A 13,409-nucleotide genomic window follows, 5' to 3' on the forward strand; every position below is an offset into this window, starting at 1 on the left:
TGGATGCAAAAGCATCCCGCTTTATTCAGGTACAAAATTTATACCTTATCCTTGTAACGGCGGAACCCGGGTTGCCTACTGAAAATAATTGTTCAGCATACCTCTCGTAAGCCCATTCCGTATATGGCACCGCACCGGGCTCCCACCTATCCCCAGCTCTCTGAAACGTCTCCAATATACGTACTCTTCTTACTTAAACGATTTCATTTATTTAATTTTTTGTATACAAAAAGGGAGTACTCATCCTATAAAAAGGACGGGTACTCCCGTGGTGCCACCTTAATTCGTTACGACTGTAACGCACTTTACCGTATCAAAAACAATACGTGTCTCTTGTATCGATGAGATCATGTCGCCAAAGCCTACTTCTTTCGTTTCGGTTTGGAAGCTCCGAAGCCCATTCCACATCAATCCCATACTGATTCGCACCAACCATCAGCTCTCTGACATGTTCATCATGTGTACTCTTCTTCATCAACGCTTGCATTTTTTTAAGTTGCACTCATTATAGACCTAACTTTTTTCACAAGTCAATACTTTTTTTGAAATTTTATTTTTCTTTCCTTTCAATATTATATTGACAAAACAACCTCTTTTTATGTAAATATAATAAATACTCTATTAAAAATAAGGTTTTTTGTATGAATATTATATATTAAAAAAGTAAAATGACTTCAAAAAACGCTTACATTTCTGAAAATTCATATTTCTGTATGGATTTTTCAGAATAATCATGATAGATTATAAATATGCATAACGCATCAAAAGACATGACAAAAGGAAGGGGAACTACATGAGTACGCAGATGTTAACTTTAACTTCTATCTCTATTTACATGCTCGGGATGTTAGTAATCGGCTATTTCGCCTACAAACGAACATCCAACTTAACAGATTATATGCTTGGCGGGCGTACACTAGGCCCCGCAGTAACAGCATTAAGTGCTGGAGCATCAGATATGAGTGGCTGGCTTTTAATGGGATTACCCGGTGCAATGTTTAGCGTTGGATTAAGTAGTAGTTGGATTGCGATCGGCCTGACACTAGGCGCATACGCAAACTGGCTATATGTCGCTCCTCGCTTACGTACCTACTCTGAAATGGCTAATAACTCTATTACTATCCCAGAATTTTTGGAACACCGTTTCCACGACAAATCTCACATGCTACGCTTAGTATCCGGACTTGTTATTATGATTTTCTTTACTTTCTATGTAGCTTCAGGATTAGTTTCAGGCGCTGTATTATTTGAAAATTCATTTGGCATGAACTATCATGTTGGATTATTCATTGTTGCAGGCGTTGTTGTCGCTTACACATTATTTGGTGGTTTCTTAGCAGTAAGTTGGACAGACTTCGTGCAAGGGATTATTATGGTAGTTGCTCTTATTCTTGTTCCTATCGTAACAATTATGAATTCGCACGGCCTTGGACCTGCATTTGATACAATTCGTTCTGTAGATCCAACACGTTTAGATATTTTTAAAGGTGCCTCTACTTTAGGAATTATTTCTTTATTTGCATGGGGCCTTGGTTATGTTGGACAACCTCATATTATCGTACGCTTTATGGCGATTTCGTCTGTAAAAGAAATTAAAAGCGCACGAAGAATTGGTATGAGCTGGATGATTTTCTCTGTTGTCGGAGCTATGTTTACTGGTCTTATCGGTATTGCTTACTATTCACAACAAGAGTTAACATTATCTAATCCAGAGACAATTTTCCTTGAACTTGGAAAAATATTATTCCATCCACTTATTACTGGATTTTTATTAGCCGCTATTTTAGCAGCAATTATGAGTACAATCTCATCTCAGTTACTCGTTACTTCTAGTGCTGTAACGGAAGATTTATATCGTACATTCTTTAAACGTTCTGCTTCTGATAAAGAGCTTGTATTTGTCGGTCGTATGGCTGTACTTGGTATTGCATTAATCGGATGCGCTTTAGCGTTTAAACAAAATGATACGATTTTAGCTCTTGTTGGATATGCTTGGGCTGGATTTGGTTCTTCATTCGGACCTGCTATTTTATTAAGCTTATATTGGAAACGTATGACGAAATGGGGCGCACTTGCTGGTATGATTTCTGGTGCTGCGACTGTTATTATATGGACACAATTTAAATTCTTAAAAGACTTCTTATATGAAATGATTCCTGGTTTCGCTATTAGTTTACTAGTGATCATAATTGTTAGTTTACTAACGCAACCTTCAAAAGAAGTTGAAGAACAATTTGAGGATTTTGAAAAACAACATAAGCTATAAAGGAAAAGCTCTGCTGTTATCGTATCAGCAGAGCTTTCTTTTTATCAAAGTTCGACAATCTTCTGCTCGAATTTAACAATTTCTTTATGTTTCGTTAAATTTGGCGTAACACTACTCCTTTATAGTAGTACTATCAGCACTTATACAGAAAGGGGACTCCAATATGTTAGCAGCTTTCCAGCAACAACAAATACGAAAATTTTCACCTATTACAAACGCTTCTACTTCTTGTTTAAACATACAACCTAAACCTACAATTTCCATTGCTCCTTCTGTTATTCCAGTTATTGGTGTTCATATGCAAAAAAATAAGTTAAAAATAAAAACTGGGCAAAGCACTGAATTATCAGCTTCCATTTTGCCCATGCGAGCGACAAATCAAGAGCTTAGTTGGACAAATATGCACTCTGATGTCATCACAATATATACAAAAGGTGATAAGGTAACGATTACTGGAAAAAGTGCAGGAAGAGCAGTCATAATTGTCACAACTGCTGAAGGAAAGTTCCGTGACCTATGCGTCATTCATGTACAACCTTATATGACAAATCCAAAATAAAAGAGTGGCTTCGTAGCCACTCTTTTACTTGATTTCAATGTGTGGATTTTTACTTTTAACGAGATTGATGAATTGCTCTTTACCTTTAGGAGAAATAATCTCTGTTTTATGTGCGCCGTAAACAATTTCAATTCGGTCGAATGATAGAGCATGAGCTGCTATTGGATTTTTCGTATTTGAAATTTGCTTTATATCTTGTATAAATATGCGCTTTTTAATGAAGCCTGATCTAATAGTAATTGTTTCTTCCCTGACAATATATTTTGTCGAGAACCAACTCCAACTAAACAGGATAGCTAATGGAATTGTAAAAAATAAAAGAAAATATTCTCTACCTGCAAATATAGGAGCAAAACAAGCACCAATGACAACGAAAAAAATTGGATATAGCCATACATCTTTTTTGGATGGAAATTCCATTCTCCTCCCCCTTCTTCACCTACATTTCTACAAAACAAAAAGAGAAGCATCACAACTTCTCTTTTCTCCCCTAACATTATAATTCCTGTGTATACACCGGCTCGTTCACCACATTTTTTGCTGTTCGTTTTTGTTGCTGTAGTAAGAAAACAGATACACCAAACAATACGAGCATGCTACCGATAATTTGCATTGCATTTAATTTCTCTCCAAGCAAGAAGAACGCTAATATAGATGCCCCAACTGGTTCTCCTAAAATACTCATTGAAATCGTTGTTGCATTCACATAATTCAACAGCCAGTTATTAATTACATGTGAAACTGTCGGTACGACCGCAAGTAAAAGAAAAACAGTCCAGTCCCACTTCGTATAACCTGTAAAAGGCACTTGCAACACTATATTATAAATTCCCATGAAAATACCTGCGAATGCAAAGACCGTAAAGCTATAAATCCAATGTGATACTTTTTTTACTGTCGTTTGACCAATAAATAAATAACCAACCACCGCTATTACACTTAAAAAGGATAATATATCCCCATAAATCGCTTGTTCACTTAACCCTAAATCTCCCCATCCAATACACATTACACCTAGTATCGCAATTCCCATTGTCGCAATGGCTGAGTATGTCGTTCTTTCTTTAAATAAGAAGAAACCTCCAACTAAAGATACGATCGGTTGAAGTGCTAATATAATCGTCGAACTAGCAACTGTTGTATGCTTTAAAGATTCAAACCATAAAAGAAAATGAAGCGCTAAAAAGAATCCAGACCCAATTAAAAATCCCCAATCTTTTATTTGAATCTTATGAAACTCTTCCCGTTTTTTCCAAACGATTGGCAGCATAATAAGTACGATAATCCATAATCGATACATACTTAAAATAGAAGATGGTGCTGAGGACATCTTTACAAAAACTGCTGCGAATGAAATGGCTATAATAGAAATTGCTAATGGTAGTGCGATTGATCTTTCTTGTTTCAAATCCTGTCTCCCCTCTCACCTGTAAAAATCCCACTTCATTATATCCGTTTTCTTTCCTAACTTAAATACTAATTTTTTAGATTCTTCGTACCATTATGGTAAAATAGAAACGAAAGCACCTATTAGTGAATTTATCTTTCTTTTTCACTACAAGCGTCGCTCTTACAATCGTTACAGTAAATTTTTATTTAGGGGGATCTACATGAATCAAACAATAGGGAGAATTGAAGAAATTTCATTTTATAGCACATCACTTCAAGAAGATGTGACGCTTCTCGTTTACTTGCCAGTAAATTACACACCACTGCACAAACATACAGTTGTAATTGCACAAGATGGCAGAGATTATTTTCAGCTCGGTAAAGCACACCGTGTGATTGAAAGTCTTCGTGAAACTGAAGACATTGACCGTACAATTATTGTCGGTATTCCATATAAAAATGTACACGATCGTAAAGAAAAATATTTCCCAAATGAAGTGAAAAATGCTGCGTATATTCGCTTCCTTGCTCATGAACTTGCACCATATATTGATGAAAATTATCCAACATATCAAATGGGAAAAGGACGTGTTTTAATCGGGGATTCTCTTGGCGGAACCGTTTCCTTTATGACTGCACTTATGTATCCGCATACATTCGGTAAAGTCGTTATGCAATCACCGTTTGTTGATGAAACAGTGATGAAATTAGCAAAAGACTTCAAAGATCCACAGGCGTTAGAACTTTATCACGTTATTGGAACAGAAGAAACAGCTGTAAAGCGCACTGATGGACAAGTATCTGATTTCGTAGAGCCGAACCGTGAGCTTAATACGCTTCTTACAGATAGAAACTTCATCACGCATTACGAAGAATTTGAAGGAAATCACACTTGGAAGTATTGGCAAGCTGATTTACCGAAAGCTTTCTCTCATATTCTATCAATGAAATAATAGAGAGCAGTATTCAGAATAATTTGATATAATAGATAGAGAGATTTATTTTTTCTCAAAATCTAACTAGACTTACAAAGGGAGGAATTGGAACATGAAATTAGGCATTGTAATTTTTCCATCTAAAATGATTCAAGATAAAGCGAACGGATTGCGTAAGCGTTATGATCCGCACTACGCATTAGTTCCGCCACATATTACATTGAAAACACCCTTTGAAACGCAAGATGATCAACTAGAATCGATTGTAAACGAGTTACATACAATCGCAGGTAAAACGAACCCTTTCACCCTTCATGTTGGAAAAGTTGGTTCATTCGCACCTGTTAATAATGTTCTTTATTTTAAAGTAGAAAAAACACCTGAACTTACTTTCTTAAATGAAGAAATGCATAATGGTTTCTTTACACAAGAACGCGAATACGCTTTCGTACCACATTTAACAATTGGACAAGGCTTATCAGATGCAGAACATGCTGATGTATTAGGTCGATTACGTATGAAAGATTTCTATTATGAGCAACCTATTGATCGTTTCCATCTTCTATATCAATTAGAAAATGGAACGTGGACTGTACATGAAACATTCCACCTTGGAAAGGGGAACAACTAATTTGCATGCACAAATCGTACAAACAGATGAACAACTAAGAGATGCATTCTCTGTACGTAAGCAAGTATTTGTGAACGAACAACGTGTTTCTGCTGAAGAAGAGTATGATGAGTTTGAAGAAACTTCCACACACGTTGTTATATATGATAATGATGCTCCAGTTGGCGCGGGCCGCTTTCGCATCGTTGATGGGATAGGAAAGATGGAACGCATTTGCGTACTAAGTTCCCATCGCAAAAAAGGCATCGGAAAAATTGTTATGGATGCACTTGAAATACATGCGAAGGAAAACTCGCTACCCAAATTGAAACTTCATGCCCAAACACATGCTGAAGATTTCTATACAAAACTTGGATACGTAACGACTTCTGATGTATTTATGGAAGCGAATATCCCGCACGTCGTAATGATAAAAGAATTGTAATTTGAAAACAGGAGGTAACCCCTCCTGTTTTTTTACATTGCTATTTTCTTTTTCTTCCGCTAAAGTTAAATGTTGATGCTATAGTTTTGAAGGTGAATATATGACACAAGAAAAATTTTCACAAAAATCGTTAACACACGCTGACATTCCACGAGCAACGTATCATATTCCGAAAACATCTACTCATTTAATTATGGAAGAAGATACAGATGCGGCGTATTTCCGTGCTCTCGAACAGCAGAACGTTTATTTAAACGAAAAACAATTAGAAGCAGTACGAACAACAGAAGGTCCTGTCCTTACATTAGCTGGTGCCGGAAGCGGGAAAACATCCGTTTTAACAACTCGCGTAGGTTATTTAGTAAATGTAAAACAAGTTCATCCGCGAAATATTTTACTACTAACGTTTACACAAAAAGCAGCTGAAGAAATTCGAACTCGCGTAGCGAACTTACCTGGCATGAACCATGCTGCAAGTAGCTATGTTGTCGCTGGTACGTTCCACTCTGTCTTTTTAAAATTGCTTCGTAGCCAAGGATATAATCAGCAAATTTTAGCAAATGAAAAACATAAACAAATTATGATAAAGAAAATTTTAAAAGAACTACGCTTGAAAGACGATTATGATGCGGAAACGATGCTCGCTATGATTTCACTTGAGAAAAACAAATTGAATCGTCCGAAAGATGTAAAAGCGAAGACACCAGTCGAGCAAGAATTTAAAGAAGTATATGAACGTTTTGAAGAGGTAAAACAGCAATACAATTATATCGATTTCGATGATATCTTATTAGAAACGTATTATATGCTAGAAAATAACGCTCCTTTGCTTACTCAATTACAACAACGGTTCCACTATATTGAAGTAGATGAGTTCCAAGATACATCGTATGCACAATATGAAATTGTAAAATTGTTAGCCACACCAAGAAATAATTTATTTATCGCTGGTGATGATGATCAAGCTATATATGGCTGGCGAGGAGCAAGCCACCAAATCATTTTATCTTTTCCTAAGGAATTCGATAATACAACAATCATCGCACTTAATACGAATTATCGATCCAATCCATTTATCGTCGGACTCGGAAATGAGGTTATCAAACTAAATCAAGAACGTTTTGATAAAGAGCTATATTCTGTTCGTGAAGAAGGTGTACAACCCTTTTACGCACGACCAGCTACGACTCTTGATGAAGCAAATCAAATTTTGCAGCTCATTCAAGAAAAAGTGGATAGCGGCGAACGTAACTTCAAAGATTTTTGTTTACTATATCGCACACACTCTGTAAGCCGCTCATTACTTGATCAGCTTACAATTCACAAAATCCCGTTCATTAAGCACGGTGCGAGTCAGTCATTTTATGAGCATTCTTTAATTAAGCCAGTATTAGATCATTTAAGGCTGGTGGTGGAACCGTTTCGACTAGAATCACTTTCAAATATATTACCAACGATGTATATCGGACGTGATGATTGCATTTCATTTATTGAACGTGAACAATGGAAATATGGTGAGGGTCGTTTCCCTTCTCTTCTTCATTTCTTATTATTAAATCCAAGCTTAAAACCTTTTCAAGTGAAAAAGGTAAATGAGCGTATCGATTTTATTAAATTTATAAAAGAATTAGAACCGAAAAAAGCATTAAAAGAAATTATTCATGGTAAAGGAAAGTATTTAGAGTACTTACAAAGTAACGATCGTTCTTCCTTTACGATGCATAAAGATATACAAGAAGAAATGTTAGAAGAATTAATGGAGTCTGCAAATCGTTTCACCGATATTACATCTTACTTACAATTTATTGATGAGGCGATTCAAGGTCAAAAAGAAATGGAAGCATTAAAAACAATGCCACAAAAAGATGCCGTTTCGCTTATGTCAATTCATAATGCAAAAGGTCTTGAATTCCCATGCGTCTTTTTACTTGGAGCGAGCGATGGGATTCTGCCCCATACTTCTTCTTTAAAAGATGCAAATGATCGCGTTACAGATACTTCTGAAGCTTTAGAAGAAGAACGCCGACTACTTTATGTTGCCATTACGCGTGCAAAAGAAGAACTTTACATTTCCTCTCCGCAATTTTTCAGAGGAAAGAAATTAGATATATCTCGTTTTTTATATACAGTGCGAAAAGATTTACCTGAAAAGACATCCACTACATAAGTGGTGTCTTTTTTTATATCACGTTATGTACATCCCCACTACATAAATTCCCTGTTTTTATCATATGAATTAACGTAATATCAATCATATCCCATTCATATTGTAATAGTGTATGTCAGAACTCACGATAAGGAGTGAACATAATGAGCTGCAATTGTAATGAAGATAACCAACATGATTTTGATTTTAATTGTGTATCGAATGTCGTTCGTTTTATACATGAATTACAAGAATGCGCAACGACAACATGTGGATCTGGTTGCGAAGTTCCATTTTTAGGAGCACATAATAGTGCTGCAGTAGCGAATACACGTCCTTTTATTTTATACACTAAAGCTGGAACACCTTTTGAAGCATTTGCACCGGTAGGAGACCTTAAGAACTGTACTTCCCCTATTTTCCGTGTTGAGAGTATAGATGATGATGACTGTGCGGTATTACGTGTATTAACTGTAGTATATAGTGATGGGTCCCCTATAAAAGCTGGTGACGATCCGATCTGTACGTTTTTAAATGTACCACATGCGAAGTTAAAATCGACTGCTGCTTGTCTTACCGTTGATCTAAGTTGCTTCTGTGCTATTCAATGCTTACGCGATGTTTCTATATAAAACTAAATACTAATTTAAGCATGGGTTGGGTGGCAGAATTTTCTGCCACCCAATCCATGCTTAAAAGGTATTATTATGTATTTTTCTTAAAATTGGGAACTTGTCTAGAGCACAGAACCTGTCCCTTTCATTAACTAAGAGTAGAAACAGATGAAGGAGTGAGAAGCATGTTCTCTTCTGATTGTAAAGCAACTGAAATCGATTGCACGCCGAAACCAGCTAGTTCACTACCTGCCTTTGGTTTTGCGTTCAATGCATCAGCACCTCAATTTGCTTCATTATTCAAACCACTACTATTACCTAGCGTAAGTCCAAATCCAAATATCACTGTTCCTATCCTAAACGATACAGTGAGTATTGGAGACGGTATTCAAATTCAACGAGCTGGTATTTACCAAATCAGTTACACATTATCAATAAGTCTTGATAATTCGAATGCAATACCAGAAGCTGGTCGTTTCTTCTTATCATTAGATACACCACAAAACATTATTCCTGGCTCAGGTACAGCGGTCCGCTCTAACGTTATTGGTACTGGTGAAGTAGATGTATCCAGTGGTATTATTCTTATTAACTTAAACCCTGGTAACTTAATTCAAATTGTACCAGTTGAATTAATTGGAACTGTAGATATCCGTGCTGCAGCATTAACAGTTACACAAATTGGTTAATAAAAAGTGGTATTTCTTCATTGAAATACCGCTTTTCTATTTATAATAAAAAACACTCACAATAACATGAGTGTTTCAATCTTCATATTGTTTTATTATGTTCTTCTTTTTCCCGCAATTACATCCCTTTTTCTTCACAAATCCTTGTTGCTCTAATTGCTCTTGATATGCCTGTTGTTGTGCATGGTGTTGTTGCTGTATATTATACCATTGTTGCAGGTCATATGAATTTTGCCTTGGATTATTGCTCACAGCAAACATCTCCTCTACTGTCAATTCTGTCTATTTACTATATGAACAACTTCTTATTTCCGTTCCCTCATTCGTTTAAACTCCGCTTTTTCTCGTGTTATGAAAATATATTATTCTCCCATAAAATATCCCGTAATCGTTTCAATGATCGCTGCGGCACCCGCAATAGCTAATAATGCAAGTAACGGCTCCGCGGCAATAGGAATCCACTTATATAAAACCAATAAAAAAGCACTAACCCATACACCTGTACACCAATAGCAGCTTAATAATTCACCAATCCACTTTCTTAACCCTTTCCCTTTCACCTTTGTAAAAGTTGATACACTTCCATCCGGCTCTGTAATCTCTAATTCATCAATAAACGGTCTTCGTAAAAAGGCTGTAATTTTATCATAAACAATGAGACGAGTTAACCTAAAAGCTGCTAGTGCAAAAATAAAAAATAAAAGCCAACTTGTAAACAACATGATCCCACCTTCCTTATCTTCTTTCGCCTATTTAAAAAAAAAGGTCTTGAGATTGTGACCAAATCCCCCCGACTCCAATATCTTATTAATGTAAATACAAACAAGAAGATAAGGAGTGACATTAATGAGTTGTAACGAAAATAAACACCATGGCTCTTCTCATTGTGTAGTTGACGTTGTAAAATTCATCAATGAATTACAAGATTGCTCTACAACAACGTGTGGATCTGGTTGTGAAATCCCATTTTTAGGAGCACATAATAGTGCTGCAGTAGCAAATACACGCCCTTTTATTTTATACACAAAAGCTGGAACACCTTTTGAGGCATTTGCACCAATAGGAGACCTTAAGCAATGTACTTCCCCAATTTTCCGCGTTGAAAGCGTAGATGATGATAGCTGTGCTGTACTACGTGTATTAACTGTAATATTTAATGATGGGACGCCTGTAAAACCTGGTGACGATCCAATTTGTACGTTTTTAAATGCGCCAACTTCGAAATTAAAATCGACTGCTACTTGCATTACTGTTGATTTAAGCTGTTTCTGTGCGATTCAATGCTTACGCGACGTTTCTATCTAATAAGTTAAGTAAACTAAAAAACTATTAGGGTGGTAGAACATTTCTACCACCTTTACATATTTATAAACCAGCCATATCAATCGATTTGATATCTTCTATAGATAACTTAATATCTCGCATACTATTTGGTGGCATAATGGACACAATGCCATTACGGTACGATATAATCGATCCGATATATGCGATTGTCGCTGTTTTTATTCTACATCTTACTTTCGGAATGTAATGAGGGCGATTTAATAAAAAATGAATTTTTTCTTCATTATTCATATCCTTAAATGATTTATTGTACGGGACCGTTCTCACCTGCTCTTCTTGTTCCTCCTCTTCTATTTTTTCTTCTACTTGCGGCTCTTCTTGTTGTTTTTGTTCTACTACCTCTTCCACAGCACTACTTACAATATTTTCATTTCTATTACTTTGTTCTTTGCGATCCTCATTTTCAAAGTTTGTAAGAATAATTCTTTTTATTTTCGGTGCAGCAAGTTCTAAATTTACTTGCGTGATATATAACAACGGTTTTCCAACTGTTGAGCTTTTATTTTTATTCTTCACACTCGTCCCTCCCACTTCCATACGTAGCTGGATAAATCGTGTACTATTATAGTTATATTCATCACGCGGCAAGAACTTTCGTAAAAATCATTCTTTCTGAGAACAATAAAAAAGAGCAGCCTCAATGTTTAGAGACTGCCCTTTAAAAACTATAATCAATATTTATCCTAAAATATGATATCCTGAATCAACGTGAATATTTTCTCCTGTTACCCCACGTGCTAAATCACTGAATAAGAATACTGCTGTATCGCCAACTTCTTCTGGAGTTGTTGTACGACGAAGTGGCGCACGCTCCTCGATTTCTCTTAAGATTGAATTGAAATCGCCTACACCTTTCGCAGATAACGTACGAATTGGTCCTGCAGAAATAGCATTAACACGAATACCATGTTGACCTAAATCGTTCGCTAAATATTTCACACTCGCTTCTAATGAAGCTTTCGCAACACCCATAACATTATAGTTTTTCACAACGCGCTCGCCGCCAAGGTATGTTAACGTTAAAATATTTCCGCCTTCTGTCATTACCTTCTTCGCTTCTCTTGCTACAGCTGTTAAAGAGAATGCACTAATATTTTGTGCAAGTAAAAATCCATCGCGAGAAGTATCTACAAATTCACCTTTTAAATCGTCACGATTTGCAAAAGCAATACAGTGTGCAACACCGTGAATTGTACCAACTTCTTGCTTAATCGTTTCAAAGCAAGCTGTAAGTTCCTCATCATTCGTTACATCACAAGGTAATACAAGTGATTCTTGTCCTTCTAATGTGTCTGCTAATTCACGAACATTTCTTTCTAAACGTTCTCCAGCATATGTGAATATTAATTTTGCGCCTGCATTATGCAAAGAGCGAGCAATTCCCCATGCAATACTTCTTTGGTTCGCAACGCCCATAACAACAAATGTTTTCCCTTGTAATAGTTCCATGATATATCCTCCCAGAAATACTTATACTTGTTATTAGTACCTGATACTATAATTATAGTACCATAAAACCTCTTAAAGGCAAACAAAAAAGTCATTAACATAAATTTGCTAATGACTTTTTGTTTCTATAAAAAACCGTTCTAATCCTTCTTCCCAGGAAGGCATTTGTAAAAAACCATTTAATCGTAGCATGTTATGTTGAAAAACGGAATATTTCGGTCTTGCAGCTGCCGATCCAAATTCTTCGGTTGAAACGGGTAATACTTTCACCTTACTGTTTGTATGTGAAAATATTTTTTGAGCAAATTCAAACCAAGAACACGAACCACTATTTGATACATGATACGTACCGTATAAAGAAGTATGAATAAGTTTATTAATAATAACATTTAAATCCGCCACATACGTGGGAGAGCCAATTTGATCCGATACAACTGTTATTTCTTCTCTTTCTTTTCCTAATTGTATCATCGTTTTCACAAAATTATTACCATATTTACCATACAACCAAGATGTACGGATGATAAAATATTTATTATGCAGCTCTTTGACGAACTGCTCCCCCGCATACTTAGAAGCTCCGTATATATTTATTGGCGCTGGATTATGAAATTCATGATAGCCATCTGGTCTATCGCCTTGAAATACATAATCGGTACTAATATACACTAACTTAGCCCCTACTAGTTGCGAGGCAATTGCTACATTTCGAGCTCCTATTGCATTTATTCTATACGCAAGATCCTGTTCTTTCTCAGCATGATCTACTTTCGTGTATGCTGCACAATGAATAATTATATGTGGATGTATTTCTTGTACCACTTGCTGAATTTGGGATATATTTGTTACATCTAGTAGCTTTTTATCAAATGGATATATGTCATATACTTCAGGATTTAACTCTTCTTGTAGTTGCTTTCCTAATTGACCATTTGCTCCTGTTATGATAACCCGCTCTTTCAT

Annotated in this window: 16 protein-coding genes and 2 other annotated features (1 of these 18 only partly in view); of the genes, 9 read left to right on the top strand and 7 right to left on the bottom strand. The window is 36.0% G+C overall.

Annotation, left to right across the window (positions count from 1 at the left end; all coding sequences use genetic code 11):
* Positions 1-207, bottom strand: a binding site (T-box leader) (it extends 38 nt beyond the left edge of the window).
* A 42-nt stretch (positions 208-249) separates the two neighbouring features.
* Positions 250-487, bottom strand: a binding site (T-box leader).
* Positions 488-793: 306 nt separating this feature from the next.
* Complete coding sequence (gene putP / locus EUC40_RS19690) at positions 794-2,266, top strand: sodium/proline symporter PutP (protein ID WP_156576339.1); 1,473 nt, start codon at positions 794-796, stop codon at positions 2,264-2,266.
* Positions 2,267-2,429: 163 nt separating this feature from the next.
* Positions 2,430-2,825 carry an Ig-like domain-containing protein gene (locus EUC40_RS19695; protein ID WP_156576340.1) on the top strand — a complete coding sequence of 132 codons (396 nt, stop codon included), beginning with the start codon at positions 2,430-2,432 and terminating at the stop codon, positions 2,823-2,825.
* Between the two features lie 24 nt (positions 2,826-2,849).
* On the opposite strand, the gene EUC40_RS19700 is transcribed toward EUC40_RS19695, so the two are convergent.
* The gene (locus EUC40_RS19700; protein ID WP_156576341.1) at positions 2,850-3,245 is read right to left on the bottom strand and encodes a PH domain-containing protein; all 396 of its coding nucleotides are present in this window, start codon (positions 3,243-3,245) and stop codon (positions 2,850-2,852) included.
* 76 nt (positions 3,246-3,321) lie between these two features.
* A complete protein-coding gene (locus EUC40_RS19705; protein WP_000808236.1) occupies positions 3,322-4,233 on the bottom strand; it encodes a DMT family transporter in 912 nt (303 codons plus the stop codon).
* A 202-nt stretch (positions 4,234-4,435) separates the two neighbouring features.
* Between EUC40_RS19705 and EUC40_RS19710 the strand changes: the two genes are divergently transcribed.
* From EUC40_RS19710 to exsF, 6 genes are all read left to right on the top strand, one after another.
* Entirely contained in the window at positions 4,436-5,167 is a 732-nt protein-coding gene (locus tag EUC40_RS19710; protein ID WP_071709955.1) for an alpha/beta hydrolase, read from the top strand.
* A 94-nt stretch (positions 5,168-5,261) separates the two neighbouring features.
* Entirely contained in the window at positions 5,262-5,780 is a 519-nt protein-coding gene (locus EUC40_RS19715; protein WP_071709956.1) for a YjcG family protein, read from the top strand.
* A gap of 1 nt (position 5,781) precedes the next feature.
* Entirely contained in the window at positions 5,782-6,204 is a 423-nt protein-coding gene (locus EUC40_RS19720; protein WP_156576342.1) for a GNAT family N-acetyltransferase, read from the top strand.
* A 100-nt stretch (positions 6,205-6,304) separates the two neighbouring features.
* Entirely contained in the window at positions 6,305-8,371 is a 2,067-nt protein-coding gene (locus EUC40_RS19725) for an ATP-dependent helicase (RefSeq protein ID WP_156576343.1), read from the top strand.
* A 143-nt stretch (positions 8,372-8,514) separates the two neighbouring features.
* Positions 8,515-8,982, top strand: coding sequence for a CotY/CotZ family spore coat protein (locus EUC40_RS19730; RefSeq protein ID WP_156576344.1), 468 nt, complete (start codon positions 8,515-8,517; stop codon positions 8,980-8,982).
* 167 nt (positions 8,983-9,149) lie between these two features.
* Positions 9,150-9,653, top strand: a complete 504-nt coding sequence (exsF, locus tag EUC40_RS19735; RefSeq protein WP_156576345.1) for an exosporium protein ExsF — start codon at positions 9,150-9,152, stop codon at positions 9,651-9,653.
* A gap of 75 nt (positions 9,654-9,728) precedes the next feature.
* Here the strand turns inward: exsF and EUC40_RS19740 are convergent, their stop codons facing one another.
* A complete protein-coding gene (locus tag EUC40_RS19740) occupies positions 9,729-9,914 on the bottom strand; it encodes a cytochrome C oxidase subunit III (RefSeq protein WP_156576346.1) in 186 nt (61 codons plus the stop codon).
* Between the two features lie 101 nt (positions 9,915-10,015).
* Positions 10,016-10,375 (bottom strand): DUF1360 domain-containing protein, encoded by a 360-nt coding sequence (locus EUC40_RS19745; RefSeq protein WP_000899657.1) that lies wholly within the window; start codon positions 10,373-10,375, stop codon positions 10,016-10,018.
* Positions 10,376-10,499: 124 nt separating this feature from the next.
* Here EUC40_RS19745 and EUC40_RS19750 point away from each other — a divergent pair, with 124 nt between their 5' ends.
* On the top strand, positions 10,500-10,958 hold the full coding sequence (locus EUC40_RS19750; protein WP_156576347.1) for a CotY/CotZ family spore coat protein: 459 nt from the start codon (positions 10,500-10,502) through the stop codon (positions 10,956-10,958).
* A 60-nt stretch (positions 10,959-11,018) separates the two neighbouring features.
* Here EUC40_RS19750 and EUC40_RS19755 read toward each other — a convergent pair whose 3' ends face one another.
* The 3 genes from EUC40_RS19755 to rfbD all read right to left on the bottom strand — a co-directional run bounded on the left by EUC40_RS19755 (position 11,019) and on the right by rfbD (position 13,409).
* Entirely contained in the window at positions 11,019-11,534 is a 516-nt protein-coding gene (locus tag EUC40_RS19755; RefSeq protein ID WP_156576964.1) for a spore coat CotO family protein, read from the bottom strand.
* Between the two features lie 141 nt (positions 11,535-11,675).
* Positions 11,676-12,446, bottom strand: a complete 771-nt coding sequence (gene fabI, locus EUC40_RS19760; RefSeq protein ID WP_000421885.1) for an enoyl-ACP reductase FabI — start codon at positions 12,444-12,446, stop codon at positions 11,676-11,678.
* Between the two features lie 108 nt (positions 12,447-12,554).
* Positions 12,555-13,409: a dTDP-4-dehydrorhamnose reductase gene (gene rfbD, locus EUC40_RS19765; RefSeq protein ID WP_156576348.1), complete on the bottom strand. Its 855-nt coding sequence runs from the start codon at positions 13,407-13,409 to the stop codon at positions 12,555-12,557.

Origin of the sequence: Bacillus luti (assembly GCF_009739945.1) — a bacterium.
Taxonomy (GTDB): domain Bacteria; phylum Bacillota; class Bacilli; order Bacillales; family Bacillaceae_G; genus Bacillus_A; species Bacillus_A luti.

Coding starts and splice junctions, on each gene's coding strand:
- putP (WP_156576339.1), top strand. CDS start 794: ATGAGTACGCAGATGTTAACTTTAACTTCTATCTCTATTTACATGCTC.
- EUC40_RS19695 (WP_156576340.1), top strand. CDS start 2,430: ATGTTAGCAGCTTTCCAGCAACAACAAATACGAAAATTTTCACCTATT.
- EUC40_RS19700 (WP_156576341.1), bottom strand. CDS start 3,245: ATGGAATTTCCATCCAAAAAAGATGTATGGCTATATCCAATTTTTTTC.
- EUC40_RS19710 (WP_071709955.1), top strand. CDS start 4,436: ATGAATCAAACAATAGGGAGAATTGAAGAAATTTCATTTTATAGCACA.
- EUC40_RS19715 (WP_071709956.1), top strand. CDS start 5,262: ATGAAATTAGGCATTGTAATTTTTCCATCTAAAATGATTCAAGATAAA.
- EUC40_RS19725 (WP_156576343.1), top strand. CDS start 6,305: ATGACACAAGAAAAATTTTCACAAAAATCGTTAACACACGCTGACATT.
- EUC40_RS19730 (WP_156576344.1), top strand. CDS start 8,515: ATGAGCTGCAATTGTAATGAAGATAACCAACATGATTTTGATTTTAAT.
- exsF (WP_156576345.1), top strand. CDS start 9,150: ATGTTCTCTTCTGATTGTAAAGCAACTGAAATCGATTGCACGCCGAAA.
- EUC40_RS19740 (WP_156576346.1), bottom strand. CDS start 9,914: ATGTTTGCTGTGAGCAATAATCCAAGGCAAAATTCATATGACCTGCAA.
- EUC40_RS19745 (WP_000899657.1), bottom strand. CDS start 10,375: ATGTTGTTTACAAGTTGGCTTTTATTTTTTATTTTTGCACTAGCAGCT.
- EUC40_RS19750 (WP_156576347.1), top strand. CDS start 10,500: ATGAGTTGTAACGAAAATAAACACCATGGCTCTTCTCATTGTGTAGTT.
- EUC40_RS19755 (WP_156576964.1), bottom strand. CDS start 11,534: ATGGAAGTGGGAGGGACGAGTGTGAAGAATAAAAATAAAAGCTCAACA.
- fabI (WP_000421885.1), bottom strand. CDS start 12,446: ATGGAACTATTACAAGGGAAAACATTTGTTGTTATGGGCGTTGCGAAC.
- rfbD (WP_156576348.1), bottom strand. CDS start 13,409: ATGAAAGAGCGGGTTATCATAACAGGAGCAAATGGTCAATTAGGAAAG.